This window comes from Spirosoma gilvum (assembly GCF_054776815.1).
Window position 1 is genome coordinate 242760 of record NZ_BAAHBH010000003.1, and the last position, 26970, is coordinate 269729.

At 49.8% G+C, this 26970-nt stretch carries 19 protein-coding genes; 6 read left to right on the forward strand and 13 right to left on the reverse strand.

All coding sequences use genetic code 11. From position 1 onward, the window contains the following. Window positions 1-64 precede the first annotated feature (64 nt). The 3 genes from ACYVFD_RS09350 to ACYVFD_RS09360 form a co-directional block, all read right to left on the reverse strand. The gene (locus ACYVFD_RS09350; protein WP_461089652.1) at window positions 65-856 is read right to left on the reverse strand and encodes an MBL fold metallo-hydrolase; all 792 of its coding nucleotides are present in this window, start codon (window positions 854-856) and stop codon (window positions 65-67) included. An 82-nt stretch (window positions 857-938) separates the two neighbouring features. Next, the gene (locus tag ACYVFD_RS09355) at window positions 939-1742 is read right to left on the reverse strand and encodes a LytR/AlgR family response regulator transcription factor (RefSeq protein ID WP_461089654.1); all 804 of its coding nucleotides are present in this window, start codon (window positions 1740-1742) and stop codon (window positions 939-941) included. Window positions 1743-2015: 273 nt separating this feature from the next. Further along, complete coding sequence (locus ACYVFD_RS09360; RefSeq protein WP_461089656.1) at window positions 2016-2288, reverse strand: hypothetical protein; 273 nt, start codon at window positions 2286-2288, stop codon at window positions 2016-2018. Between the two features lie 362 nt (window positions 2289-2650). Between ACYVFD_RS09360 and ACYVFD_RS09365 the strand changes: the two genes are divergently transcribed. After that, window positions 2651-4192, forward strand: coding sequence for a YifB family Mg chelatase-like AAA ATPase (locus ACYVFD_RS09365; protein ID WP_461089658.1), 1542 nt, complete (start codon window positions 2651-2653; stop codon window positions 4190-4192). 83 nt (window positions 4193-4275) lie between these two features. Here ACYVFD_RS09365 and ACYVFD_RS09370 read toward each other — a convergent pair whose 3' ends face one another. Beyond that, the gene (locus tag ACYVFD_RS09370) at window positions 4276-5130 is read right to left on the reverse strand and encodes a DUF2911 domain-containing protein (protein WP_461089660.1); all 855 of its coding nucleotides are present in this window, start codon (window positions 5128-5130) and stop codon (window positions 4276-4278) included. A gap of 334 nt (window positions 5131-5464) precedes the next feature. Here ACYVFD_RS09370 and ACYVFD_RS09375 point away from each other — a divergent pair, with 334 nt between their 5' ends. Together ACYVFD_RS09375 and ACYVFD_RS09380 are read left to right on the forward strand one after the other, a co-directional pair. After that, a complete protein-coding gene (locus tag ACYVFD_RS09375; RefSeq protein ID WP_461089662.1) occupies window positions 5465-7030 on the forward strand; it encodes a sensor histidine kinase in 1566 nt (521 codons plus the stop codon). Between the two features lie 109 nt (window positions 7031-7139). Further along, entirely contained in the window at window positions 7140-7964 is an 825-nt protein-coding gene (locus ACYVFD_RS09380) for a DUF1835 domain-containing protein (protein WP_461089664.1), read from the forward strand. A gap of 157 nt (window positions 7965-8121) precedes the next feature. Here ACYVFD_RS09380 and ACYVFD_RS09385 read toward each other — a convergent pair whose 3' ends face one another. From ACYVFD_RS09385 to ACYVFD_RS09395, 3 genes are read right to left on the reverse strand one after another with little or no spacing between them, the layout of a single operon-like run. Then, window positions 8122-8868, reverse strand: a complete 747-nt coding sequence (locus ACYVFD_RS09385) for a hypothetical protein (protein ID WP_461089666.1) — start codon at window positions 8866-8868, stop codon at window positions 8122-8124. A gap of 13 nt (window positions 8869-8881) precedes the next feature. Beyond that, window positions 8882-10078: a sialidase family protein gene (locus tag ACYVFD_RS09390; protein WP_461089668.1), complete on the reverse strand. Its 1197-nt coding sequence runs from the start codon at window positions 10076-10078 to the stop codon at window positions 8882-8884. A 9-nt stretch (window positions 10079-10087) separates the two neighbouring features. Continuing rightward, window positions 10088-12451, reverse strand: coding sequence for a TonB-dependent receptor domain-containing protein (locus ACYVFD_RS09395; RefSeq protein ID WP_461089670.1), 2364 nt, complete (start codon window positions 12449-12451; stop codon window positions 10088-10090). A gap of 269 nt (window positions 12452-12720) precedes the next feature. Here ACYVFD_RS09395 and ACYVFD_RS09400 point away from each other — a divergent pair, with 269 nt between their 5' ends. Beyond that, complete coding sequence (locus tag ACYVFD_RS09400) at window positions 12721-14589, forward strand: vWA domain-containing protein (protein ID WP_461089672.1); 1869 nt, start codon at window positions 12721-12723, stop codon at window positions 14587-14589. Between the two features lie 223 nt (window positions 14590-14812). Here the strand turns inward: ACYVFD_RS09400 and ACYVFD_RS09405 are convergent, their stop codons facing one another. Both ACYVFD_RS09405 and ACYVFD_RS09410 read right to left on the reverse strand, forming a co-directional pair. After that, window positions 14813-15361, reverse strand: coding sequence for a YceI family protein (locus tag ACYVFD_RS09405; protein WP_461089674.1), 549 nt, complete (start codon window positions 15359-15361; stop codon window positions 14813-14815). A gap of 89 nt (window positions 15362-15450) precedes the next feature. Continuing rightward, the gene (locus tag ACYVFD_RS09410; protein ID WP_461089676.1) at window positions 15451-16332 is read right to left on the reverse strand and encodes a pirin family protein; all 882 of its coding nucleotides are present in this window, start codon (window positions 16330-16332) and stop codon (window positions 15451-15453) included. A gap of 142 nt (window positions 16333-16474) precedes the next feature. On the opposite strand from ACYVFD_RS09410, the gene ACYVFD_RS09415 reads away from it, so the two are divergent. Further along, window positions 16475-16831, forward strand: coding sequence for a winged helix-turn-helix transcriptional regulator (locus tag ACYVFD_RS09415; protein WP_461089677.1), 357 nt, complete (start codon window positions 16475-16477; stop codon window positions 16829-16831). Between the two features lie 135 nt (window positions 16832-16966). Then, complete coding sequence (locus ACYVFD_RS09420; RefSeq protein ID WP_461089678.1) at window positions 16967-17722, forward strand: DUF5602 domain-containing protein; 756 nt, start codon at window positions 16967-16969, stop codon at window positions 17720-17722. Between the two features lie 72 nt (window positions 17723-17794). Here the strand turns inward: ACYVFD_RS09420 and ACYVFD_RS09425 are convergent, their stop codons facing one another. The 4 genes from ACYVFD_RS09425 to ACYVFD_RS09440 form a co-directional block, all read right to left on the reverse strand. Next, window positions 17795-19369: an FG-GAP repeat domain-containing protein gene (locus ACYVFD_RS09425; RefSeq protein ID WP_461089679.1), complete on the reverse strand. Its 1575-nt coding sequence runs from the start codon at window positions 19367-19369 to the stop codon at window positions 17795-17797. 152 nt (window positions 19370-19521) lie between these two features. Next, a complete protein-coding gene (locus ACYVFD_RS09430; protein ID WP_461089680.1) occupies window positions 19522-21906 on the reverse strand; it encodes an ABC transporter permease in 2385 nt (794 codons plus the stop codon). A 79-nt stretch (window positions 21907-21985) separates the two neighbouring features. Continuing rightward, window positions 21986-24418 (reverse strand): ABC transporter permease, encoded by a 2433-nt coding sequence (locus ACYVFD_RS09435; RefSeq protein ID WP_461089681.1) that lies wholly within the window; start codon window positions 24416-24418, stop codon window positions 21986-21988. A gap of 78 nt (window positions 24419-24496) precedes the next feature. Then, complete coding sequence (locus ACYVFD_RS09440; protein ID WP_461089682.1) at window positions 24497-26950, reverse strand: ABC transporter permease; 2454 nt, start codon at window positions 26948-26950, stop codon at window positions 24497-24499. Between the last annotated feature and the right edge of the window lie 20 nt (window positions 26951-26970).

Here is a 26970-nt window from a genome sequence, read left to right on the forward strand (position 1 = left end):
GCGAACTCAGTTGAAGCTTAATAAGCCAAAGGCGAACTTGAGTCTTAAGTTCGCCTTTGGCTTATTAAGCTTCAACTGAGTTCGCTACCTCCGCCTTAATCCTGAAAATTGGAGTGGCTTCGGAGCGGGAGGCTACAATTAGTTCGGTACCGTCGAGATGGGGGGTGAAGAGGTCGCGGGTCAGCTGTGGACTATTATTATCCTTCGAGAGGTGCGACAGCAGCACATGACTCATGTACGACGGCTTATGCACGCGGAAAAGATCTAATGCCTGCTGGTTGGACAGATGCCCTTTTTCGCTCCGAATCCGGCGCTTCAGGTAATACGGATACCGACCATTCTCCAGCATGTTGTCGTCGTAATTGGCTTCCAGAAAGGCTGCGTGGCATTGGCGGAAGTGATGAATGACATGCTCGCACGGTTCTCCGATGTCGGTAAAAACGCCAACGTTAGTGCCCTGGCAACTGATCAGAAAACTATGCGGGTCGCTGGCATCGTGCAGTTTCGGAAATGCCGTAATGCTCAGTTCGCCAATCTGTACGGGTTCATAGGCCTGCAGCGTGCGAATCGGAAAGGATTTTTCGGGTAAGCGGGCGTGTCGTAAGGTGTGGGGCGTAATAAAAACCGGCAGTTGGTGTTTTTTTGCCAGTTGCGGAATGCCAACAATGTGATCGGAATGCTCGTGTGAGACGAAAATGGCTTTGACCGTTCGAAGCGACAACCCTAGTTGCTGCATACGCGCTTCGGTTTGTCGACACGAGATACCAGCATCGATCAGGACGGCTTCCTGCTCATTCCCAACATAGTAACAATTTCCGTTGCTCCCCGAATTCAACGAGGTAATAAATAATGACATACTAAGTAGCAGGGTACGAATTACGGTGCTTGATTTGCCCTATGCGAAGATAACCCGAATCCCGTAATTCGTACCCTATTACTCAGTTTATTTTGCCCGAGTTGACGTAGAATTCCGACAGCAGCGTCAGGAATTCTTCTTTCCGTCGGCGCGATACTTCCACTTCTGTATTGTCACTCAGCCAGACCTGCCCACCATCGCCCTTCACGTACCGCTTGATGTGTTCGAGGTTGACGATGTTGGACTGATGCACCCGGAAGAAATAATAGTTGTCCAGAATTTCCTCATACTCCTTCAATAGCCGAGATACCACAATGGGCTTATTGCCAACCAGATGAAACTTGGTATACGACCCCATCGATTCGCACTGGATAATATCGGTCATCTGAACGAAATGAATCCCTTCGGCAGTAGGTAGCGCAATTCGTTGATGATCGTTTTTGGTGCGTTGGGTCAGGCTGTTCGGGTGAGACGTTTCGATGTGCTCCTGTAAGATTTTGATCTGTTGCGGACTCACGCTCACCAACTGCGATTTATACTTACTCACCGCCGATTGTAATTCGTCGGGGTCGATAGGTTTGAGCAGGTAGTCGATGGCACTGAACCGAAAAGCCCGGATCGCAAATTCTTCGTAAGCCGTCGTGAAAATGACCCCAAAATCAGCCTTGTCGAATGAGGCCAGCAGGTCGAATCCCGTTTTGCCCGGCATCTGAATGTCCAGAAAAACCAGGTCAGGATGCTCCCTTTTGATGAGTTCAATACCTGTATCGACGTTTTTAGCTTCGCCACACAGATCGACATCAGGACAGAGCAATTGGAGCAGATTGGTGAGCGCCTGCCGGGCGTTGGTTTCATCATCAATGATAACGGCGCGTAGTTTTTTCATAAGTCAAGGTTTTCAAGAGGGAATATCAGTACGGCACGAGTGCCAACCGATTCATGCTGATTGTGAATCAAACCAAGGATATCCACCCAGAGATCGCTAGCCGCGATTCGAAAATGCATTTGGTCATCACCTGCCCTCGTGCGGTATGGCCTTCTTTTCGCAGAACCTGGGTCTATTTCTCCGAAAAGTAAGGGTAGCCAGATGAATTCACAACGGTACCACCTGAATTAGTCTGTTCAATTGGCTGTAACTCTGGATGAAGTCCTCCAACGATTAAAAAAACACCAAAACTGATAAGACGATCAGCGTCACCAGAATCAGGACCAGCCAGTCGAATCCTTTCTCAATAAAGCGGGAAAGACCCTTCGTCAACGGCTTTAGATCGCCTTTTTTTGTGAAATAATCCCCTCGTTCCATACCGTCGTCCTGTTCTTTTGATGTTGAAAATACGTACAAAAAATTGTCTTCATCCGTAGGGAGTGAATTAGATTGATAGATGGTGCGGAATAAAGAAAAAGTGGTGGCGGTGACTTGATATATGGTCATCGTCGTCAGTCTTCTTTAGCACGTACTTGGCCAGTTTCTCCTCTATTTAGTGGCGAATGGCCTGTCTTACCGGGATTTAACAAGACAAAGGTAAGCCCGCCAGCCTGGGCGAAACGTATGAATCCACAACAGGCTGACTTGAATTGACAAGTGGGGGCAATGGCAATACAATTGGCAGATGGATGATTAGGCAGACAGGTACCGGTCCAGTTCCAGAAATTGTTCTGAGCGCAGATGCTACTGAACCGGGAATAAGCCGATAGTCAATCGTTCGGAAGAAACTGACTCCCTGTTCTTTTATATTGTTTGTCTGTACTGTAGTTTTGAGACAAATAGACCTAATCCGTTTACTTGTACCGTATATGTTAGCCAAAACGTTTGGGGCTGCTGTTTATGGCGTCAATGCCAGTCTGATTACCATCGAAGTAGCTGTTGCACAGGGATTACATTTTCATTTAGTTGGTTTGCCCGATAGTGCCGTCAAAGAGAGTGAACAGCGGGTGGAAGCGTCCCTTAAGTTCTTCGGCTACCGGATGCCCCGCCAGAAAGTGGTGGTTAACCTGGCTCCGGCCGATATTCGGAAAGAAGGGTCATCCTACGATTTGCCGATTGCGCTCTGTGTGTTGCAGGCGTCTGAGCAAATAACGGCCCAGCGCAATTTGGAAGACTACGTGATCATGGGCGAACTGGCCCTCGACGGCTCTCTACGACCCATCAAAGGCGTCTTACCCATCGCCATCGAAGCTCGCAAGCAGGGTTATAAAGGCTTTGTACTGCCCGTAGAAAATGCACAGGAAGCCGCCATTGTAAATAGCCTGGATGTGATTGGCGTGTCGACCATGCAGGAGGCCGTTGAGTTTTTCGAGGGTAAAAAAGACATTGCTCCTCTGGTCAGCGACACCCGCGATCTGTTCATGACGCAGATAAATGCCTATGAAGTGGATTTTTCGCATGTGCAGGGGCAGGAAAACATCAAACGGGCGCTGGAAATTGCGGCTGCCGGTGGGCACAACGTCATTATGATTGGGCCACCCGGTGCTGGTAAAACCATGCTGGCCAAACGCTTGCCCACCATATTGCCGCCACTAACCCTGCACGAAGCGCTGGAGACAACGAAGATTCATTCCGTAGCGGGGAAGCTGGGTTCACGAGCCAATCTGATTGCTACCCGGCCGTACCGGGCTCCTCACCATACTATTTCTGATGCCGCTCTGGTGGGCGGTGGTAGTTTCCCACAACCCGGTGAAATCTCACTGGCACATAATGGCGTGTTGTTTCTGGACGAATTGCCTGAGTTTAAGCGGTCGGCGCTGGAAGTGATGCGGCAGCCACTCGAAGATCGGAAAGTGAGTATTTCGCGGGCGAAATGGGCGGTCGAATTTCCGGCTAGTTTTATGCTCATCGCCAGCATGAACCCATGTCCCTGTGGGTATTACAATCACCCGGATAAAGAGTGTGTTTGCGGACCGGGCGTTGTCCAGAAATATCTGGCGAAGATCAGCGGGCCCTTGTTGGATCGAATCGACCTACACGTTGAAGTAACGCCTGTTTCGTTCGATCAGATGACAGCCAATCGACCGGCCGAGTCCAGTGACGTAATTCGGGAGCGGGTAATTCGGGCAAGGGAAATTCAAACGGCGCGCTTCGAGACGAATTCGGGGATATACTCTAATGCGATGATGCCCTCGCAGATGGTGAAAGAAGTGTGCGTGATCAGCGATGCCGGGCGGGCGCTACTCAAAACGGCCATGGAACGACTGGGGCTATCGGCTCGTGCCTACGACCGGATTCTGAAAGTGTCGCGCACCATTGCCGATCTGGCCGCTAGTGAGGAAATCAAAATCGAGCACCTGGCCGAAGCCATCCAATACCGTAGCCTCGACCGCGAAAGCTGGGCTGGTTGAGTATGAGTTTATAAAAAAAACAGACCGAAGCGCTTCGGTCTGTTTTTATTTGATTTTACATTACCCGGTTATATAGGGTAGATTTACTTTTGAGCGCTGGCAATCAGGTCTTTTGCCATTTTTACGTAATCGCCATTTTTAGCGGTTGTGGCTAGCTCAACGGTCTTCTGAGCACTGGCAATTGCGTTTTTCTTCTCGTTCAGCTTTAGCTCGATCCGGGCTTTCAGCAGCATGATCCAGAAGGCATTCGGGTTTTGCTCCGTCGCTTTGGTCACCCAGCTCAGCGCCTGTGGCAAATCCCGATTGGTCTCATAATAGTAACTGGCGGCTTCAAAATAAGCAGGCTTTTCAGAAGCCATGGACGCCTTAATGTTTTGAGAGATCGTTTGGTCGATGTCGACGGTGAGGGGAACACCTACGCGTGTTTTATCCCACATGATTTCCAGCGTGGCCGAGCTGGGCAGGATGTCGGCAATATTGATCGTAAACGTTTCGACCTTATACGGTAAGCTCATCGGCTTTACCTCCACCCGCGCTACTTCGTTCTCCAGTTTGTAATCGGCGACATTAGCCCCCAGATTCAAATCTTTCGACAACATCACCTGCCAGCTTGATTTGCCGGGTATGGTGAATAAGCCATATGTTCCGGCTTTCACCTCTTTTCCGCCAAATTTTACGTCGGTAGAAAACGTGATTTTTGAGGTGGCATTGGCTCCCGTGCGCCATACTTTGTCGAAAGGAACCAGATCGCCGAAAATGGCCCGGCCTTTGATAGCGGGTCTTGAATAATCAAGGGTGATTTCGCCTAGTCCGAAACTCTGTTTGGTGGTTTGAGAAGGGCTGGCCGCCGGTATTTTTAACTGTGCGGTGGTGACGGTGACAGTGAATACGGTCAGCAGAATGGTGGCCGAAAGAACTAAAAATCGATTGTTGTTCATGAGAAAATAGCGTACTGCCTAAACTTAATTTTTCCGAAAGATACGCATTCCGACGTAGCGTAGCAGCAAGGACGATAGTAGCCTATAGACTTTTCATTTTTAATGATCGGGTTCGTCTCATTTCTGAGTGAATGCGATTGCCTGACGGTCCCTTTTTCTTTAGTAAAAAGCCTCTCTGGGCGCTGGAAAGAACCGTTCCTACGTATAAGTTAGGTAAATATCTACTTTGCTTATAATTTTAGAGCAGTAATAGAGATACTTATCTGTTCTGCATTCGCTCCTGCGGTACCCACTCATCGTTAATAGTCGTTAAAATCTATCAGGTTGGTTCTTGATGACGCCTTTTTTAGTAAATGAACCGGATGGCCAATCCATCCCCATTCATCTTCTTAATGCGATGCCTGGTAAGCATCTGGTCTTGTGGCCTGATGCGCCAACGTTTACCATTGCTGCGGTATCGGACGAATACCTGGCTGCTATCAACCTTCAACGGGAATCCCTGGTCGGGCATGGGCTATTCGATGCGTTCTTTGGAGACGGGATTTATGAGGTCATTGCTGATCAACTTCGGCAATCCTTGCAGCAAGTTATAGAAACCAGACAGGTTCATGCAATGGCCGATCAGCGTCGCCAATGGCCTAATGCTCAAACGGGTTTGCCCGAATGGCGCGTCTGGCGACCGGTCAATAAACCCGTAATTGGCCCTGATGGGGCACTAGCCTATATCATCCACTCGGTCGAAGACGTGACTCATGAAGTGCAATTGGTGGAGGTGGCCCAGGCAAACCAATATTTACAGACCATCATCAATTTATTAAAGGAACCTTTGCAGGTTCTACAGCCGATTTTTGAGAATGGCGAAATCGTCGATTTTCGCTTTAAACTCACCAATCAGGCCTATGCGTCCTATGCGAACACGACGCCGGACCAGTTGCAGGGAAAACGAGTCGGCGAGGTTTTTCCGGGCTATTTTGAAACGGTAAGTTTTACCAATCCGATTGAAACCTACCGAACAGGCCAGCCGCTTACCTTTGAAATACACTACGATAAAGACGGGCTTGAGCTGTATAATCTGATGAGTACCTTCAAGCTCGACGAAGAGGTGGTTGTTCTCTTTACCGATTTCACCCGACTACGGCAACTGCAACTCCAGCTTGAAGCTAAAATTGACGAGCTGAACCGCTCCAATGAAAACTTAAAGCAGTTTGCCTATATCGCCAGCCATGACCTACAGGAGCCGCTACGAAAAATTCAATCCTTTAGTTCTCTGTTGGTTAGTCAACTGGATGGACAGCTAACCGAAACCAGCAGCAGTTATCTCCAGCGTATAAACCAGTCGGGAGCCCGCATGTCGTTGTTGATTAAAGATCTGCTGGCTTATTCACGCACTCCCATTGATCAACAGTACTTCGACTCTGTTTCTCTGGCTACCGTTGTTGCCGATGTATTGACCACACTCGACTGGGCGATCAGTCAATATGATGCTCAGGTAATAATACATGACTTACCGATGGTAAATGGGGATGCGTCGCAACTGGAACAGCTCTTTCAAAACCTGCTTTCCAATGCGTTGAAGTTTAGCCTGCCCAATCAGCGTCCGTTTGTGGAAGTCGGCAGTACGCTCCGACCCCGAAGTGAACTGCCTCAAACGGTTAAGCCTGCCAGTCGGGCGTCTATGTTTTACCAGATCAGTGTGCGCGACGAGGGAATAGGTTTTGACCCTCAGTATGTAGACCGCATTTTTCAGGTTTTTCAACGGCTACACGGTAAAAACGAATATGCGGGAACGGGGGTGGGCCTGGCCATTTGCCAGCGCGTAGCGGAAGCGCATGGGGGCGGTATTACAGCTACCAGTGCGCCAGGGTCCGGCGCTACGTTCTGGGTATATCTGCCGGCCTAGCTAACTGCCTTTTTCGGGTAGTTTGTGGTTGACAACGGTAGCTGATCGAACAGGAAAAGCTATCTTTAACTGAGGAGATAAGCAGGGTTAAAACCAACAACATCGACTAATGGAAAAAATCTTACACGTACTCAATGGTGATAGTACCGCTTATTCGTTTGCAGAAGCTGGGTTACCCGGCGACGTAGCCGTATGGCGTGAAATGCTGTCCGAAGGTCCATTGCTGGATGCCTTGCAAACTGATGACTTATGGAAATTGCGCGAAAATTGGCTAAATGCCCAGTTTGGCGACCGGCCAAATGAGGCAGATACGTATTACCGGAAAGTCGTGGCTGAATTTGAACGAATTTATCAACCCAACACGTACGACCAGATCATTCTTTGGTTTGAGCACGATCTGTTTTGCCAGATCAATCTGGTCTTTCTGCTCTCCCGTTTTTCCCGTGTCGAACTGGGGACAACCGTAGTGAAGCAAGTGTCTGTCAATCAGTTCGATGGTATGCCGAATTTTAAAGGACTTGGGGAACTAACGGGCGCTCAACTGGCCACATTATATCCAAAGGCTGAACCCCTAACCGATTATGAATTGGCCTTGGCAGCTCATGTCTGGTCGGCCTATGCTACGGCGGACGTAACCACACTGACTAATTTGCTATCAGAAGATTTTGGCCGATTACGTTACCTACGGGAGGCTTTACGGGCGCAACTGGATCGGTTGCAGGTGGGAGAGAATGGATTATCTACGATCGAAAACCAATTGCTTAGCTTGGTTCAGTCGTCGCCTAAGACACCCCAGCAGGTTGTGGGCGAATGGTTGTCAACGGATCGAATTTATGGCTTAGGCGACTGGAGTATCGAGAACTACCTCCGCCGGCTGATCGAGCAGGAGGTGCTTCAGGAACGGGATGGTGTGCTTGTGGACATTGCCCATTAACAGTCAGTAGAACCGCTTGCCTAGAATTCATTTTTGTCATTTCGACCAAAGGGAGAAACCTCAAGGCTCCTAGTTAGCAGCGTTGAGGTTTCTCCCTTTGGTCGAAATGACAAAACGATTTTTGATAACTCGTTCTTGAACGTTTAAACGGATTAGCCTACTGACGGCTTTGCAGATTTTCCAGAATTACCTCATACTGTTTTTCGGCAGCGTTGTACACATACCGGTACTCGGTGGGGTAATAACCCGCTTTTTCAACTTTCTGAGGTTGGTTGACCGAAAGGCGCTCATCCTTTACCTTTTTCAGGAAATCCAGCGTAAACATAGGTTCCAGGAACGTCACTTTACCATCGAGTGCGCCATAGATAAAGGTTGTGGTGAACGGTTTCCCCTGGAATTCGCTGCTTTTTGGGTCAATCCAGTGTACACCCATTTGTGGAACGCCTGCATCACGGATAACCCCCTGAGGTAGATAGGCCATATCTGGGTTCTTCGCAAACCGGGGATCGTTCGGCTGGATACCATCCCGCTCTTCACTGGAGGTGAAATAAAAATGACAATCGAAATGGGGGACGTTATAAACGCCATCGGGTTCGTGACCGTGCGGCATCCAGCCAAAGGCAACGTGCTTGATCAGGGTTTTGTCGGCCTCTTTAGGCGGACTGATAATCCAGTGCGACATTTCCGTGGAAAGGCTATTGAGCGTAGCTTCAGAAATGGCTACGCCAAACTGAGTTGGATTTCCTTTCTCGTCGGTGCGTACAAACGAGCGCAGTGTACCGTTACCCGCTTTTACGGATTCACCATAGTGAATGGTAGTAGCTGGTTTTTTGTCGCCCTTAGGCGTGTCAATCGAACCCGTCAGGGTGGTGGCGGCTACAAGAGCCAGAGCAATTAGATTCATTAGATTTGATTGTTTATGGTTGAAAAAAAGAAATTTGCTTTAGGGTAACACTGGTTTCCTGCCCATGCCAGACCTGATAGGCAACCAACAGGCCTTTTTCGGTTGGCAGCAAGACGGGCAGCGAGGTTAGTTCACCGGCTGCGGTTAACGCTACCGTTCGGGACTTGCCATTGGCAGTATAAGTGCGCAGCATCGTTTGGCGGTAAGCATTAGGCGCTTCGCCGATGAGTTCTTCCCAAACCAGTGCCAGGCGACCATCGGCCCAGCCGGTTAGTTGCGGATGCGTCCGTTGCGGACCCAGGATGAATTCGGGCGACTGGGGGGCATCCAGACGGGTGAGTCGGATGCCTTCGTGCCCACTTGCCCCCGAATACCAGGTCGCATAGACGGCTTCATCATGCACGAACAACTGAGGCCCAGAATGAGGGCAGGCATTGATCTGCCAGTTGTCGTTCGCCAAAATCGTTGGCTGCGAGAACGATTGGCCGCCATCCGTCGAAACCACGTAACTAATGTCCCGAGCACCCGGACCTGTTTCGGTAGGAAGCCAGTCGCGGTAGGTTAGGTAGATGCGACCTTGTTTATCGACCACAATGCCGGGGCGGCAGCATTGACAGGCGTTGGAATCGACGATTACTTCGGGGCCGAAACCGCCGGAGGGTAACGTCTGGGTAAATCGAACGGTACGCCCTTCATGACCGGGTAATTTATCGTCCAGCCAGATCAGCCCGATTTCGCCATTGGGTAGTCGGGTCAGGTCGGCGTAGGAGTGGCTCTTACCCGCTGTGGTGTCGCGGTGAACGGGCTGGACAGCAGTCCAGGTTTTTCCCTGATCGGTCGATGTTTGGTAGAGCAGATTACCGGCCCGAAGAGCCTCCGGCATTGGCTTAGGCAGGCTGAATACGACCATCTGGGTGCCATCGACCTTAAAAATCAGCTTGGGTACATCTTCGCCATGCGCTGCTGTGGCAGGGGGCAACAGAATCCGTTTCGGTTCGCCAAAGGTGATTCCACCGTCAGTAGCAATTCGGTAGACCAGTGTTAGATTGGTATCGTTCCGTTCAATCCAGCTAAGTACTGGACGTCCGCGCTCATCGGTTGACAGCCGGGGGAAAGCTGCTTTGGGAATTGTCAGTTGTGGAACAGGCGAACCCGCTATAGCTGTAAAAATGCTGAATATCAGGTTAAAAAAGAGGAAGGTAGCTTTCATGTCGGTTGATTATTTTCCTGTGAACTGGTATTGTAATCCAATCACAAACGTGCGGGGAGCGGCTGGCGTAAAGGTGGTCCGATCGGTTGTTGCATTGCCACGGGTGGCGTTGTTGGCATAAAGTTCATCTGTCAGGTTCAGCACGTTGACGTACAGCTCGATACCTTTATAGGTATAACCCGTCCGTAGGTTTAGCACACTAACTCCTTTGGCTCCGAAGGCTCCCCGATCATCGTAGCGCACCGTGTTGACCTGATTCTGGTACCAGGTACTGATCCGCTGCCACTCCACAGCTAGTCGTAATCCTTTTGCCCAGCGAGGTTTGTAGGTGAGTTCGGTATTAGCGACCCAGCGTGGTGCTTGTGGCATGTCGTAATTTGCCAGGTTCTGCACCGCGTCGGACTGTTTGTTGCTCAGCGCGAAGTCGATGAAGCGATGGACTGAGTTAGTGCCGCCGAACCGGAAAAACCACTGGCTGGATGGTTTATAGGTCAGGCTGTATTCGAATCCCTGATGGAGCGTACGGCCCGCGCTCTGGTAATCCGTTGAGTTGTCAGGTTGGCGAATGCTTAGCAGTTCGTTCTGTCCGTTCATCTGGTACAGTGCCCAGTCGACTTGCACTTTCCGGTTCAGGAATGAAGCCCAGCCGCCGATCTCAACGTTGGTAAATAAGGCCGGTTGCAGGTTGTAGTAAAAAGGAGGTTGGCCAGCCGTAACAGTCGTATTTTTGCGGAAGATGGCGGTCAGGCCCGGCGGTGAGAAGCCACGACTAACGTTGGCATAAAATCCACGACCTTGTCCCAGATTGTACGTCAGACCAAGCTTGGGGGTGAGCTGGTTATAGGATTTAGTACCCGTCGTTTTATCCAGAAAGTTTTCATAGTCAAACGCCATCCGGTCATAGCGAGCACCGACCGACAGGCGCAGATGGGATACAGGCATGAAGTCGTATTGCGCATAAACCGCCGTATTGTAAATCGTGGCTTCGTAGCGGCTCAGAAACTGATCGGGCAATTCCCGCACCTGACTATACCGCTCGACCGAACGGCCATCTGCCCTCAGTACCGCTTGTAAATCGGTCTGATACGCGTAATATGAATTTGGCGAATTGTCGTACAGAACCCCTGCCAGCAGTCGGCTGTCCATCCAGGCGAACCGTTGGCTATGCTGGGCCATCAGGCCAAGACTATGAAAACTGTTTTCGTTGATTTCGCCCGTGGCCGTTGTGGCTCCCGTTTTCCAGCGGATACTGTAATTTGGATTCTGTTTCAGGCTGTTATCCCGGTAAAAAGCGGTTACGGACGTTTCGCTATTGGTAGTCCATTGGTGTTCCAGCGTTAGCCGCGATCGAAGCGCCACTACATCCCGGTAGGTAAAATCCGTCGTGCTGGTATATTGTCGGCTGTAATAAGCCACGCTATCCACGCTACCCCCGGTTTGTGAATGGTATTGATTGTAGGTGGCTGTGCTGGTCAGTCGGGTTTTGTTGGAGAGGGCATACTCGACCCGAGCGTTCAGCGAAATTTTGTCGAAATCACTTTGTGATTGCCAGCTATTGCGCTGCTGAGCGGCCGAAGCACCGACAAACAATCCCAGCCGTTTGGATAGCATACCCCCTGCACCCGCCTGTGCCCGGCGATACCCCCAGCCATCGCCCATAACGCCAACCCGAACGACAGGCACCGCCGTAGGCCGATGCGTCAGAAAGTTAACCGCTCCACCCACCGCTTCTGGGCCATACAGTGACGAAACCGGCCCTTTAACTACCTCGACCGAGCTAATCGCGAACGAATTCAGTTCGATCAACGCATTATGGTTGAAGACCCCCATTGGACGTACAGGCAGGCCATCTTCCAGATAGAGGTAATACGCATTGGTGCCGAAGGGCTGGCGGATGCCCATCATGTGCTGTTCGTTGCCCAAATTCGGCATTACGACGCCGGGTGTTTTGTTGATGACTTCGTACAGATTCACCGCTTTAGTTTCCTGTAGCATCGTTGGCGAAATACGGCTGATCGCCATCGGTGCTTCCGAGCGGGCCTGTGCTTCGCGGCTGGCCGTTACAACCACTGGTTGGAGGTCTTCTACCTTGGGAATCAGGGCAATGGTGAGGTTATCACCCGAATCAATTCTGTACTCCTGATAACCCATTGTGCTCACTATCAGGCTATCAGACGCTTGTTGAACCGTCAGGCTGAAACGGCCCTGTACATCGGTACTTGTCCCTGTGTTGACGCCTACCGGGCGGATGGTAGCACCGGGTATAGGCTCTTTAGTCTGCCCGTCGATCACAACACCCCGGTAGGTGATCGACTGAGCCTGCACGGTTGTACAGAGACAGATAAAGAGGAAAAAGGCGATAAAAATCTTCATGGTGAATGGCGCTTTGAGCCAGTACTTGTTGTTTGCTGGATCAAAATTGCGGACCACTCGTCAGATCGCCAGTTGAGTCATGGGTGAAACGGAAGTTTGGGCAGGTGGAATGAATGGAAACGGGAGATGAAAAGGACCAGACTTACAAAGCTTTCGGCCCAGACAACCCACTCATCCCAACGCTTTGTGGAAAAATGGAATCCATATCATCAATTAGTGAGTGACTTGTTAGTAGCAGTAGAAATCGACTATCCTAAATCCCATTGATCATGAAAAATTTCATTGTATGCTGGATGCTGCTGGGCTTGATGGCCTGTGCCAGCGCGCAATCCAGCCAGGTCCGAACCATTACGGGGACAGTAACCGAACAAGTTAGTAATACGCCATTGCCGGGTGTTGCTGTAGGGATTAAAGGCACCACAAAGGGAGCAACTACGGATGCCAAAGGCCATTACTCAATTGACGTTTCTACCGGTGATACCTACCTGGTATTCAGTTATGTTGGCTATATCAGGCAAGAAATTGCCATCGGAAATCGGCAAACGATCAATGTAACACTTGCGCCCGACGCTCAGGCATTAAGCGAAGTTGTTGTGACCGGCTATAAAACGCAATTCAAACGAAGTATCACAGGTAGTGTTGCCACAATGGGCGCTCAACCCAGATTGTTCCGACCTCAGCCAAATCCGTCAACGGAAAGCTATAAAGCGATGGAGGAGACTGGATTCCAGGATGTTCGTCGACAGCCCGTTACCACCTTTTCTGCCGATGTCGATCGGGCTTCGTATAGTAACATCCGTCGATTACTGAACAATGGACAACGCCCTCCGAAAGACGCCGTTCGGCTGGAAGAGATGATCAACTATTTCAGCTACAACTATCCGCAACCCACTGGCGATGCCCCGTTATCGATTACCACCGAACTGACCGAATCGCCCTGGAATTCCGGTCTACAACTGCTTCGGGTTGGACTTCAGGCTCGTCGTGTCAAAAATGACAAGCTTCCCCCGTCGAATCTGGTGTTCCTGCTGGATGTATCGGGTTCGATGAGCGATGCGAATAAACTGCCGCTGGTACAAGCTTCGCTTAATCTGCTGGCTGACCAGCTCCGCCCCATCGACCGCGTGGCTATTGTGGTGTATGCTGGAGCGGCTGGGTTAGTGCTGCCGCCAACGTCGGGCGACCAGCCCCAACGGATTAAGGATGCGGTCAACCAACTACACGCGGGTGGCTCTACGGCCGGAGGGGCGGGTATTGAGCTAGCTTATAAGGTGGCTAAAGATAATTTCATTAGCAACGGCAATAACCGGGTTATTCTGGCTACCGATGGCGATTTCAACGTGGGTGTTTCGGGCGAGGGCGAACTCCAGCGATTGATCGAGCGGGAGCGGAAAACTGGTATTTATCTGAGTGTGCTGGGCTTTGGGATGGGCAATCTGAAAGATAACCATCTGGAAACACTGGCCGACAAGGGCAACGGCAACTATGCCTACATTGACAACTTACCCGAAGCACGTAAAGTATTCATTCATGAATTCGGGGGAACACTGTTTACGGTAGCTAAAGACGTAAAACTACAGTTGGAATTTAACCCGACCTACGTACAAGCCTATCGGTTACTGGGCTACGAAAATCGACGATTAGCGAACGAAGACTTTAAGGACGATCAGAAAGACGCGGGTGATCTGGGGGCGGGCCATAGCGTAACGGCGCTCTACGAACTGATTCCTGCTGGTACGAAAAGTCCGTATCTTCCTAAAGCTGACTCGTTAAAATACCAGACGCTGGTAGGCACCAGAGCATCGACCCAATCGGGTGAATTGTTAACGCTTAAAGTCCGGTATAAACAACCCGCCGACTCGGTCAGTCAGCAATTGCAGCGGGTTGTTAAAACGCAGACGATTTCCTTTGATCGGGTAACGGCTGACTTTCGGTTTGCGGCTGCTGTGGCTGAATTTGGCTTGCTATTAAGTGAATCCGCCTACAAAGGGGCTGCCCGATATGGGCAGGTGGTTAAACTGGCAAAGGGTGCTCTGACCGACGATTCAGAAGGGTATCGGAGCGAGTTTGTGCGATTGGTCAAGACAGCCTCCGGGTTGACTTCATCAGGCGAAGTGGTTGACGATGATAAAAACTGATAGCGCAACAGTCTGCCCTTGCGCCGTCATGTCAGTATTTTTTATTCTGTCGTCTAGATAAAACGACCCGATTACCAGTTGGATAATCGGGTCGTTTTTCGGTTTACAGATCGTGTAAAAAAGAGACTGCTCGCCGAACTGTGGCACGGCTGATTTTACGCTTGGTAATCAGACGCTTGCATTAGCCGTGCCACAGTTTAAAATGCACTCTCGTAAAAAAACCTTATGCCAGTACGGCTTCAAGTTGTTTCACCAATTGGATTTCACTGTGAATCTTTACTTCTTCACTGAGTGCTAATCCGCCTGTTTCCAGGACACCGTTAAAGTTAATACCCCAATCACTACGGTTTAGTTTGCCCAAAACGGTGAAGCCGACTCGTACACCACCCCAGGGATCTTTCGTAATGCCGCTGTACTCAACCGTCAGTTTGACCGGTTTCCGAACACCTTTCATGGTTAAATCGCCATAAATAGTAAAGGTTTCCGCATCCAGTTTTTCGACGCTTGTGGATTGAAAGCGTAACTGGGGATAGGTTTCGGCCTCGAAAAAATCAGAATTACGCAGGTGATGATCGCGTTGTTCGTTGTTGGTATGGATAGACGCAATTTCGGCAGTAGCCTGTATCTGGGCTGTACTAAAATCGTCATTCTCGGTTTCAACTTCTACCGTAAATTGTTGAAACGAACCTGAGATGTTGCTGATCATCAGGTGTTTGATTTTGAAACCTAATTCGCTGTGTGTGGGGTCGAGGACCCATTTTGTAGTAGACATAGAGTGAGAAAAATTAGTAATTGGTACGTACTGATAAGTGCTGTAGGTAATACAGCAGGCAAAATCACAGTGGACAGAAGCGGTCGGCTTTACCAGAGAATTCGTTGTGCTGCCGGAACGGTTTCTATATGACGCATTTTGCCCTGTCTGTATTCCTGATAGAGCCGTCGAATGTCGTCCTGGGTATCAGCAATGAAAGGCCCATACGACACGATCGCATCGCCTTGTGGCTGTCCGGCGTAAAGAATGACCCGACTTCCAGTTTCACCCGCCGACAAGTTGAGTTCACTTTGACCCTCTTCGGTATATCGATTGAGCCAACCCACCTGGTCCTGATGTAAGCCGTTTAAACCACTGGTTTCGTTGCCCACTTGCAGGCTTCCCTCAATGACATACAGAAAAGCTGTGTATGAAGCAGGAAGGTGTTGTATGGTCGTTACCCCTGGCTGCAACCGTATATCCGCTATAATCATTGGTGTATAGTTCTGAATCGGTGAGGCTACACCTGCCAGCGAACCGCTGTACACTTTTATGTCGACCCCATTATGTGAGAAAGTAGGTACTTTTTCGAGCGGAAGGTCCTGTACACGAGGCTCAGTCCACCGATCTTTTTTAGGCAGGTTCAACCAGAGTTGTAACAACCGCATCGACGCTTTCCGATCGATGGTTTCGGTATGAATGATGCCACTTCCGGCAGTCATGAGTTGTAAATCACCTCCTTTAAGCCGATGAGCCCCATCGCCCATTTCGCCTTTTAGTAGTAGGGATACCGTTTCAAAACCGGCATGTGGGTGTGGTCCGCCAACAGGCTCATCATCCTGTTTGTTGAGCCGATCGTCCATCAACACGATGAACGGATCACTTTCGGTGAAATCGACCTGAATAACTGGGCTTGCCAGGTGGCCAGCGCCTAAAAACCCCGGTTGCGTAGGCGGGGTGTATATATTGACTAGTTTCCTATGGAAATCCATATTCTGTCTTTGTTAAAGAAGGCCTCAAAATTTTGCCCTCATTGATGATGCAAATTTACGCTGTTTGCTATACTTTTGTAAGTACTATATCATAGTATAGCACTATACTTCAGTATAGCGAATCTGAGCTTGTCAGAATGCCATGGAAACCTTTGAGCTAAAACACGAAGAATGTGTCAGTATTTTGCGCCCTATCCGGGATGCACTGGATGTATTGAATGGTAAATGGAAACTGCCCATCATTGTGGCCCTTACCTTCGGGGAGAAGCGGTTTGGCGAGATTGCCAAAGAAGTCCACGGCATTACGGATCGCATGCTCTCGAAAGAACTGCGTGATATGGAGCTGAACGGGTTAGTCAAACGAACCGTATACGATACCTACCCGGTTAAAGTCACTTATGCCCTGACTCCGCATAGCAAAACCCTCAGCGGAGTCATTGACGCCCTGTATGATTGGGGTAAGCTACATCGGGAAAAGATACTCTCCGGCGAAGTGTAAGTGTAGAATCCTGCTAGTTCATCGGCCACTTTGGCCACTTCATAGAATAGAATTGCTTGTTCAGGAGGTAGGCATTTACCTGCTCGTAATGGTCCCGCTACTTTTGGGCTGTTAAACAACAAATATTCTCTTTTTATGAAGACTACTTATCTGATTGCGCTGCCATTATTGGCTATCACCTTACAGTTGACCAGCTGTAAAAAAGACGAGGTCACTACGCCCGACCCAACGGCTCCCCATTACGGTACATCGCAGACGCTGGGCAAGGGTACCGCCCGTACCTTTGTCAAGCTGGATGGTAATGGAAACCCTGATGAAGTGGGTATTGCTGTTTCGGAAAGTGCGTTGAGTAGCCTACCTGCCGACATGGCTGAACTGGTCCTCGACCTACCGACCGAAGGAACAAAGACACCCTTCAAGCATGCCTACGTCACGTATATGCCGCATGGTCATGAGCCCGATGGTATCTACAACATTCCGCACTTCGATTTCCATTTTTACAAGATCACCAATGCCGAACGGCTGACGATGACCCCGGATAAGATGAATGAAATCGGTAAAGCACCGGATGCTGCTTATCTGCCTACGGGTTATGTGAGTGCAGGCCCCGTTCCGATGATGGGCGCCCACTGGGTGGATGCCACCAGCCCCGAACTCAACGGGCAGACATTTACCAAGGCCTTCCTGTATGGCAGTAACAAAGGGGATGTTATCTTCTACGAACCCATGATTACGGTCGACTACCTGAAGAAAGCAACGCATGAGCACGTTGTGATCAAACAACCCCAGAAAATAGCACCTGCAGGCTATTACCCCAGTTCATATGCCATCCGGTACAATGCCACCGACAAGCAGTATGAGATCGTGCTGGAGAAAATGGTGAATCAATAAAAGGAGAAGGGAGAAGGGAGGGAGTCGGCAGTCCAAATCCCTTTCTCCCTTCTCCTTTTTCCCTTCATCCTTTTACCGACTTGTATTTTCTAAAACAATGACCGATGGTCCATCCGAGAGCCACTTTTTGCCTAATCCAGTGGTATCGCCCTGGGGGATGAAATAGACGAACGATCCCAACACCAGGTCAATATCCCCGTCGGCATCCATGTCGCCGGCATCCATAACAACCCATCTACCTCGGGTAGCTTCGGGAAAGGAATAATCCTCGAATTTTAACTTCCCCTTATTTTCCAGATACACAAAGCTCTCTTCCGGGTAACGCTGATAATCCGGGAAAAATGAAATAGCGGCTATATCCAGGTCGCCATCCAAATCATAATCGCGCACGATGGCTTTATATGCACCGTTCAATTGATAGAAGTACGCTTGCTTAAAATTAGCTTTCCCATCATTCAGGAAAATATAGACACCGTGGTATTTTTTTAAGATCGGGGTTTTGTCTGCATTGTCGCCACAGACGTAGACGATGTCCTCAAACCCGTCGTTGTTGAAATCGGCCAGTTCTATCTGTTGAGAGCCATTGAGCGGCAGAAAGGTGAGCAATCGTTTTTCCTGAAATTTACCCGATCCCTGGTTTTCGTACAGAAAAACGCCCTCATCACCCTGCGCCATCAGGACATAAATATCCATCAAGCCGTCGTGATTGGCATCCTTGATAATGGCCGTGCTGGCACCGGGTTTCTGCCGTAAAACCCGTTTGGCATAGTTGCCCTTTCCATCGTTTTCGTACCAGGCTAATTGCCCGGTCTGGTTACCAAATTCGCAGGCGACCACATCCTCAAACCCATCTTTGTTCAAATCACCGTATGCCATGAACACGGGGCGCCGTAAGTTGGGAATCGCGATTGTTTCTGTTGTATAGCCCGACCCCGTCCCATTTTTCTGCAATCGGGTTAGTGATCCATTGGCGGCATCGGTTGGAAAAACGCCCTTCCCAACGGTTGTCAGGTACAGCTCATTGCCCTTTTCATCAAATTGAATAGGCGTTGTCCCTATCCGCATACTGTACTTCTCATGCAGGTCAGGGGTTAGAAATGTCAGGTTATTGCGTCGGGGTTTACCATCGCCAAAAACGATTCCTCGATTATCGGGCAGAATCTTCACTAGGGAGGTAAAAGCAGGTCGATTTGAAAACGAAGCTTCCCGATACTTGAAGTGTTTTAACTCCATTCGGATAGGATGTTTGCGAAGCGGAGGTACGATGGTATCGGGCGCATTCTGGAGATAGTAGGCTTCTATTTTCCGCCAATCCTCTTTGGCCAGGACGGGTTTTTCTGGAAAGATATTGGCCTCACGCACAACGGCTCCACTTTCGCCCGCATCAAACAAACTGTCGGGTCTAACGCCACTACTGTAAATACCCATCCGATGCCCCATGGCTGGCAACACATCCCGCCAGTTCGTTTTTGCCAATAAATCGGGGCTCACAAACGCATGGCACCGACTGCAATGCGCTACCGCCAGTTGCTTACCTGAAAGACCCGAAACCGGTAGGTCATCAAATTCCGTTTTGTCGGTTTGCTTTTCAGCGGTACATGAACCAAGAAGATAGAGTAGAATACAAGACAGAACCAGGTGTCGCATAAACCAAAAATGAAGTCACGGGATTGGCAGCGAACATAGGGCAATAAAGCCGAATTTTTAGTAGGTGGGTAAAAAAAGCGTGGAGCAGGGAGCGAGGTGCAGGGAGCAAGGGTTGAATTACTCCCTGCACCTCGCTCCCTGCTCCACGCTTTTTATTCCGCTCGTAACGATTTTACCGGGTTCATGAGGGCCGCTTTTATACTTTGAGCGCTTACCGTGAGTAGGGCAATGCCAACGGCTGCGAATCCGGCTAACACGAATGCCCACCAGGGAACGGCAATATGATACGCGAAATCTTCGAGCCAGCGACTCATGGCATACCACGCCAGTGGTGACGCAATCAGAATGGCGACAACAATGAGTTTTAAAAAGTCTTTCGAGAGTAGGCCAATGAGGCTGGGGATGCTGGCCCCGAGCACTTTACGGATGCCGATCTCTTTGGTACGTTGTTTCGCTATGAACGTGGCAAGAGCAAATAGCCCCAGGCAGGCAATGAAAATGGCTAATCCGGCAAAGAGTGTGCATACCCGGCCAAACTGCTGCTCGGCTTTGTACTGCTCATTGAAGAACGTATCTAAAAAGAAATACTCAAACGGATTGCCTGGGAAAAACTGATCGTACTTGGCTTTGATACCCGCCAGCTTATGCTCCAGATCGTCGGTAGAGGCCAGCTTCAATGAAAAGAATCGGGCATTGGACGGGCGGAACCGGACGATCATTGGCCAGTGTCCTTTTTGCAGCCCTTGCTGGTGATAGTCTTTAACCACCCCAACAATCGTTAGTGTATCGCCCGATCGAATACGTTTGCCTACTGCGTCAGCCGGATTGGTATACCCCAATAGTTTAACAGCCGTTTCGTTGAGGAGTACATTCCGACGATCGGTGCCGAAGGTGCGGTCGAAATTGCGACCGGCGGCCAGTTTGATGTCATACGCATCCAGGAAGTTATAATCCATCGATGTGTTGTAGAGCGTATTGTTGACCGCATCGGTACGATCTAACCGCTTTGCCGAATTTGTCCATAGAATTTCGATGCCGGGAACGTAGGCCGAAATGGTGGCTTTTTCAACCAGATTGGCATTAATCAGTTCCTGTTTGAAGGCATTGGCTTTGGCTTCGTAGGTTGAATCGGTGTTTTCGATGCCCCGTACAATGAGTTTGTTGGCAACGCTAAAGCCCAAATCCTGTTCCTGCATATATCGCAGTTGACGGTAGACCGTAATGGTGCCAATAATCAGTATAACCGAAGCGACAAACTGGAACACAATAAGGCTTTGTCGAAGTGAAAGCCCACCGGTCAGGTTATTGAGCTTCCCTTTCAGGACAGTGATCGGCTGGAAGCCCGAAAGCAGGAAGGCTGGATACAAACCCGATAGCAACGTTCCGGCCATAAACACCCCAACTGCCGGAAGCCACAAATCGCGCTGTAACCATTGGGCCAAGGAGAGTGGTCGGCCAGTCAGGCTATTGAAATAAGGAGCGCTGAGTTGAACGATGATCAGCGCCACGGCTACGGCCAGCAGATTGAGTATCAGCGATTCCAGGAGGAATTGGAAGATCAGTTGCGTACGTTCGGCACCGGCTACTTTGCGGATTCCCACTTCTTTCGCCCGATCCATGGCCCTGGCCGTGGCCAGATTGATGTAGTTGATCCAGGCGATGGCTAAAATAAATAAGGCAATAATCGATAATACCGCTATCGAGCGACCATTACCATTGACTTCGGCTTCCTGATTCAGGTTCGAATTCAGGTGAATATCTCGCAGGGGCTGAAGGAGTAACTTGTTCAGATTGCCGTTTTTTGCCCGGTTTGGCTCGTATTTACTGACCAGGTCCGTCATCTTGGCCTCAAATTGTTGGGGATTCGTACCAGGCTTCAGTTTTACGTAGGTAAAGAAATCGTACCAGCCCCAGCTCGTTTGGGCGTCCCGGTCAGTCAGGTAGGAGAAGATCAGATCCAGTTCAAGGTGAGAGTTTTTTGGATAATCTTTATAAACACCCTTGACCAGATACGGATCGTTACCCAGTTTAATTGTTTTGCCCAGCGGATTCTGATTGCCAAAATATTTGTGGGCGATCCGTTCAGACATGACTACTGTATTTTTATCGGTCAACGCAGTCGCCGGATTGCCACTCAGAAAGTCAATCTTGAACAGATTGAAAATCGAATTGTCGGCGAAGTAGTAGTTGTCTTCCCGGTAATGGATATTTTGGTAGGTCACCACGCCCGTGTTGGCGTCGTAGAGCCGGGCCGTTTCCACTACTTCAGGAAAGTCTTTCTTCAGCGTAGGCGCAATAGCCGGATAGGATGTCGCCGACTTAAAGGCCAGCTTGCCATTCTGATAACTATCCAGCTCAACGCGGTAGATGTTTTGCCCATCGGAATGGAAACTGTCGTAACTCCGCTCGAAGGTAACGTACTGCAAAATGAGCAGACAAGCGGCCATACCCACAGCCAGACCGAGGGTATTGATGAGGAAAAACGGCTTATTTCTCAGCAGGTTTCTCCAGGCGATTTTGATGTAGTTTTTGAACATAAGGGCTGGGAGCGTGGAGCTGGGGGCAAGGAGCAAGGATTGAATTACTCCCAGCTCCACGCTCCCAGCTCCGCGCCATTTATTCCGTTTTAAGTGATTTTACGGGATTCATCAACGCTGCTTTAATACTCTGGAAACTGACGGTCAATAACGCAATGCCAAACGCCAGCAGACCGGCGACAACAAACATCCACCAGGCAACATCGATTCGATAAGCGAAATCCTGCAGCCATCGATCCATCACGTACCAGGCAATGGGTGCCGCCACCAGTGTCGAAATCAACACCAGCTTCAGGAAATCTTTCGACAGTAGGGTGACAATGCTGGAAACAGATGCGCCCAATACCTTCCGAACGCCGATTTCCTTGGTCCGTTGCTGGGTAGCAAATGCGGTAAGTCCATATAAGCCCAGGCAGGCAATTAAAACCGAGAGCAGGGAGAAATAAAAGAAAATAGCCGCAAAACGAGTCTCCGCCTGATATTGCTCCCCGAGTTTTTCATCCAGGAAACTAAAGTCCAGATAGGCCGTCGGGAAGTGGCTCTTCCATTGTTTTTCGATCCAGGCAATCGATTCCTTCGGATGCTGCATGTCTATTTTTAGTACCATCCGGGCAAAGTTTTCGCCACGAAGCAGCAGTGCCACCGGTTCAACTTTGTGCTGTAACGAATTAAAATGAAAGTCCCTGACCACCCCAACGACAACTCCTCGTTTGCCATTCATCGCAAACGGTTTGCCAATGGCTTCCGCCGGATTTCGCCAGCCGAATGACTTGATAGCCGCTTCGTTCAGCAGGTAGTTTTGCGTAGAATCGGTTCGGGCATCGGCCGGAAACTCGCGGGAAAAATTACGACCGGCTGCCAGGGCTATGTTCATCACGTTGAGGTAATCATAATCGACCAACAGCCGATACATACTGGTTGATACTTTCTTACCCTGCCGATCGACCGTGCTGACGCCGTTGTTGCCCAGCCCACCCACCAGAATGCTATTCGAGGTGGTTAATCCCTTGACTAGATTGCTGGCCAGTACATCGTTTTTGAATGCTTCCACATTGGTCTGAACATCGCGGTCGGTTACCATCAGCGTCAGAAGCGCATCTTTGGTAAAGCCTAAGTTCTTATGCTGAATGAACGACATCTGCGCGTTAATCACTAGAATGCCCACCAGCAAAATAACAGTAATCGTAAACTGTAAAATCACTAAGGATTGACGCAGCCAGGTACCTTTAGTCGAGGTGGTGAATGACCCTTTCAGTACGGTTATGGGGCTATACGACGAGATGACGAAAGCAGGGTAAAGACCAGAAAGCAAGCCCAACAGTAAGGCTACCCCCAGCATAAAGCCAACGAGGATAGGCGAGTCGGACACGGAAACCGCCTTATCCGTAATAAGTTCGAAAAGGGGCTGGGCCAGTTGACAAAGGCCTATGGCCAGCACGAACGACACAAGGGCTAGCACTAACGCTTCGACCAGGTATTGACTGATTAACTGACCCTTCAAGGCGCCAATGACTTTTTTGACACCCGTTTCTTTGGCCCGCTGAACCGACCGTGCCGTTGCCAGATTCATGTAGTTGATACCGGCCAGTAACAGAATAAACAGTCCGACGGTACCGAAAATATACAGGTTGTTCAGGCTGCTGGTTGGGTTGATTTCATAGCGCCGGTGCGAGGTTAGGTAAATGTCGGTTAAGGGTTGTAGCGTAAATTCGGTACGGCTGCTGTTATCCCCATACTTACGCATGATCGGGGCAATGTGTTTCTCGTAGAATTGAGGCAGTTTGGCTTCCAGCGATTTGTAATCGACACCCGGTTTGAGCAAGAGATAGGTATAATAACTATTGTCGCCCCAGGCATCGGACGACATAAATTGCCGCCGATCGAAGGCGATCAGGGATTCAAAGGAGGTCAGAAAATTGAAGTTGAAATGGGCGTTTTTGGGCGCGTCGGGCATAACGCCTGTAATGCGGAACGGTAAGCCCCGACCCGTACTGTCGTAGAGAAGAATCGTCAGTGACTTGCCGAGAGGATTTTCGGCCCCAAAGTATTTTTTGGCCATGCTTTCCGTCAGCACAAGTGAATAGGGGTCACGGAGGGCCGTTTTAGGATTTCCCTGGGTGAGACTATAACTGAAAACGTCGAAGAACGAGGGATCGGTTGCCAGAATATCCTTTTCCAGAAATTGCTGCGTACCGTTTTTGACAATGGCGTCGCTCTGGTCGAACCGAACGTAGTTTTCCACCTCCGGATAATCGTTTTTCAGATTAGGTCCCATCGGTACCGACGACACCGCATGCTCGAAGGTTTCTGTTTCGTTGATGATCCTCCCCGAAATCCGGTAAATCCGATCCGCTTTTTCGTTGAAACGATCATAACTCCACTCGTCGCTGATCCACAGGGCAATAAAGGCAAAACAGGCTAGGCCAGTCGTCAGTCCGCCAATATTGAGCAGGGTATAAACACGGTTCTTGCTTAAATTCCGCAGGGCGATTTTGAGATAGTTGAAGAGCATAGGAGCAGGGGGCGTGGAGCGTGGGCCAAGGGCAAGGATTGAATTACTCCACGCTCCCTGCTCCCTGCTCCACGCCATTTATTCCGTTTTTAATGATTTCACTGGATTCACCAGGGCAGCTTTGATACTCTGGAAACTTACTGTTACGAAAGCGATGGCAACCGCCAGTGCACCTGCCAATACAAACACCCACCACGGTATGTCGATGCGGTAGGCGAAGTCGGCCAGCCATTGATTGGCTCCGAACCACGCAATGGGTGAGGCAATCAGAATGGAAACCAGCACTAGCTTCAGAAAATCTTTCGACAGCAGGGCCACAATACCCGATACCGAAGCACCCAGCACTTTCCGAATGCCTATTTCTTTCGTGCGCTGGGCAATGGTGTACGATGATAGACCAAACAGGCCCAGTGACGCAATCAGTACAGCCAACAGCGAAAAGAAACTAGTGATCTTACCAAAAATCCGATCGTCTTTGTACTGCCGGTTAAACTGCTCATCCATAAAGAAATACGAGAACGTGTTGCCCGGAAAAAATGCCTGGTATTTCTGCTTAATAAGATCAACGGTTTGCGGTAGATCGGCCGTGGCAACTTTGAATGAATAATACCCTCCGTTGGCATAGTAGGGCAGGAAAACAATGGGTTCAATCGGATGGCGAAGCGACTGTTGGTGAAAATCATCAACAACGCCAACGATTTCCCAGGATCTGCCGAAAAACTGAATTTTCTGACTTACAGCGGCATTCGCATCCGTAAACCCAAGTAATTTGGCCGCCGATCGGTTTAGAATGGTGTTGGTCACCTTCTGCAGATTTGGATTGGAGTCAGTTACCCGGAAATCCCGCCCGGCCAACCGCTGCACGGTGTAGGTAGTAAAGAACTCATGGTCAACGGCCATCCTGCTGACCGTAACTCCCTTCGCTTCGTTTGAGCCAACCCGCTTCACATTGAATGAGCGGGGAAGTCGATCACCAAACAGATTGATCGAAGCCGAGGTCGCTTTAATGGCGGGATATTGCCTGAGATCGTTTTTAAAGCTGTTGATGCGATCAATGGAAGTTGAGTCCCAGTTGGTGAGGTCTGGGCCGGGAATCACCAGCGTTTGCTCCATATTGAACCCCAGGTTTTCTTTCCGCATGTAGTCGATTTGCCGGAAGACGATGAACGTGCCGACAATCAGGGCGATGGAAGCCGTATACTGAAAGACGACCAGCGATTTACGTACCCATATTCCCGTTACCGACCGTTTGAAACTTCCCTTCAGGACGCTGATGGGCTGAAACGACGAAATGGCAAAGGCCGGATAAAAACCGGAAAGCAGCATGCCCAGGACAAAAACGAGTAGCAAACTCAGGGCCATCAGCGTGTCCCCGTAGCCCGCACCCATGAGCAGCGACAACGATAGTGGTCGCCCAATAAGCTCGTTCAGCAGCGGTTGTAAGGCTACCGTCAGCAGAAGGGCAAGTAGCAAGCCGACCAGGTTCAATAGAATGGATTCGGACAGGAACTGCCGGATAAGTTGACTAGTTGTAGCGCCTGCTACTTTCCGAACGCCCACTTCCTTAGCGCGTTCCAGCGACCGGGCCGTGGCCAGATTGATGTAGTTGATCCAGGCAATGAGCAGAATAAATACCGCGATGATGAGCATGGTCCAAACCGCTTTCCCATTGTTGATCACCCCGATTTCATACTCGTAATCGGAGTACAGATGGGCTTTGCTCAGGGGCTGTAAGTAAAATTTCTCAACACTACCCGATACCTGATCGCCTTTGAAATATTGATCGCTGAACGCCGGGAATTTGCTTTCCAGTGCAGCCGCATCGGCATTGGGCTTGAGTTTGAGGTAGTGCCACATATCCGAACCATCCCAACTCGTTTTCACCCAGTCGCCCCAGGTTCTGACCAGCGTTTCGTAGGAGAACAAGGCACCAAATTGCAGGTGTGAAGTAGCCGGAACGTCTTTGATAATACCCGTAATCTGAAACGGCACCGTATCCCGGTCGATGAACAGCGTTTTGCCGATCAGTTTGGTATAGTTGCCGGATGAAACGCCAAAAATACGTTGGGCGTTGCTTTCCGTTAGTACCAGGCTGTTGGGCGCTTTCATGGCCGTTTTCGGATCGCCCACTAGCATGGGGAACGTAAAAAACGTCAGAAAGTGGTCGTCGACGTATAGGCCGTTGTCTTCGGGGTAAATGGTTTTGTCCAGACGAAACTTAAGATTGCCACCACCCACAATTGTCGTATAGCCTTCAATTTCGTTATAATCTTTCGCCATCGTTTTACCGATGAGTGGGTAAGTGATGGTACCATGCTGCACGAGCTTTCCCTTCTGGAAACGGTCGTTGGTAACGCGATAAATCCGGTCGATGCCGTTTTGAAAGCGGTCGAAGCTTAGCTCGAAACTAACATACTCCAGAATCATCAGACAGGCCGTGATGCCAACGACTAGTCCCAGCACATTGACCGCAGAAAACGCTTTGGCTTTCCACAGATTCCGAACGGCGATTTTAAGATAGTTTCGAAACATAGTACCGGGTTTTATTATCT

Bases quoted from the DNA above. Each gene is read 5' to 3' on its own strand.
- ACYVFD_RS09350 (WP_461089652.1), bottom strand. From the start codon at position 856: ATGTCATTATTTATTACCTCGTTGAATTCGGGGAGCAACGGAAATTGT.
- ACYVFD_RS09355 (WP_461089654.1), bottom strand. From the start codon at position 1,742: ATGAAAAAACTACGCGCCGTTATCATTGATGATGAAACCAACGCCCGG.
- ACYVFD_RS09360 (WP_461089656.1), bottom strand. From the start codon at position 2,288: ATGACCATATATCAAGTCACCGCCACCACTTTTTCTTTATTCCGCACC.
- ACYVFD_RS09365 (WP_461089658.1), top strand. From the start codon at position 2,651: ATGTTAGCCAAAACGTTTGGGGCTGCTGTTTATGGCGTCAATGCCAGT.
- ACYVFD_RS09370 (WP_461089660.1), bottom strand. From the start codon at position 5,130: ATGAACAACAATCGATTTTTAGTTCTTTCGGCCACCATTCTGCTGACC.
- ACYVFD_RS09375 (WP_461089662.1), top strand. From the start codon at position 5,465: ATGACGCCTTTTTTAGTAAATGAACCGGATGGCCAATCCATCCCCATT.
- ACYVFD_RS09380 (WP_461089664.1), top strand. From the start codon at position 7,140: ATGGAAAAAATCTTACACGTACTCAATGGTGATAGTACCGCTTATTCG.
- ACYVFD_RS09385 (WP_461089666.1), bottom strand. From the start codon at position 8,868: ATGAATCTAATTGCTCTGGCTCTTGTAGCCGCCACCACCCTGACGGGT.
- ACYVFD_RS09390 (WP_461089668.1), bottom strand. From the start codon at position 10,078: ATGAAAGCTACCTTCCTCTTTTTTAACCTGATATTCAGCATTTTTACA.
- ACYVFD_RS09395 (WP_461089670.1), bottom strand. From the start codon at position 12,451: ATGAAGATTTTTATCGCCTTTTTCCTCTTTATCTGTCTCTGTACAACC.
- ACYVFD_RS09400 (WP_461089672.1), top strand. From the start codon at position 12,721: ATGAAAAATTTCATTGTATGCTGGATGCTGCTGGGCTTGATGGCCTGT.
- ACYVFD_RS09405 (WP_461089674.1), bottom strand. From the start codon at position 15,361: ATGTCTACTACAAAATGGGTCCTCGACCCCACACACAGCGAATTAGGT.
- ACYVFD_RS09410 (WP_461089676.1), bottom strand. From the start codon at position 16,332: ATGGATTTCCATAGGAAACTAGTCAATATATACACCCCGCCTACGCAA.
- ACYVFD_RS09415 (WP_461089677.1), top strand. From the start codon at position 16,475: ATGGAAACCTTTGAGCTAAAACACGAAGAATGTGTCAGTATTTTGCGC.
- ACYVFD_RS09420 (WP_461089678.1), top strand. From the start codon at position 16,967: ATGAAGACTACTTATCTGATTGCGCTGCCATTATTGGCTATCACCTTA.
- ACYVFD_RS09425 (WP_461089679.1), bottom strand. From the start codon at position 19,369: ATGCGACACCTGGTTCTGTCTTGTATTCTACTCTATCTTCTTGGTTCA.
- ACYVFD_RS09430 (WP_461089680.1), bottom strand. From the start codon at position 21,906: ATGTTCAAAAACTACATCAAAATCGCCTGGAGAAACCTGCTGAGAAAT.
- ACYVFD_RS09435 (WP_461089681.1), bottom strand. From the start codon at position 24,418: ATGCTCTTCAACTATCTCAAAATCGCCCTGCGGAATTTAAGCAAGAAC.
- ACYVFD_RS09440 (WP_461089682.1), bottom strand. From the start codon at position 26,950: ATGTTTCGAAACTATCTTAAAATCGCCGTTCGGAATCTGTGGAAAGCC.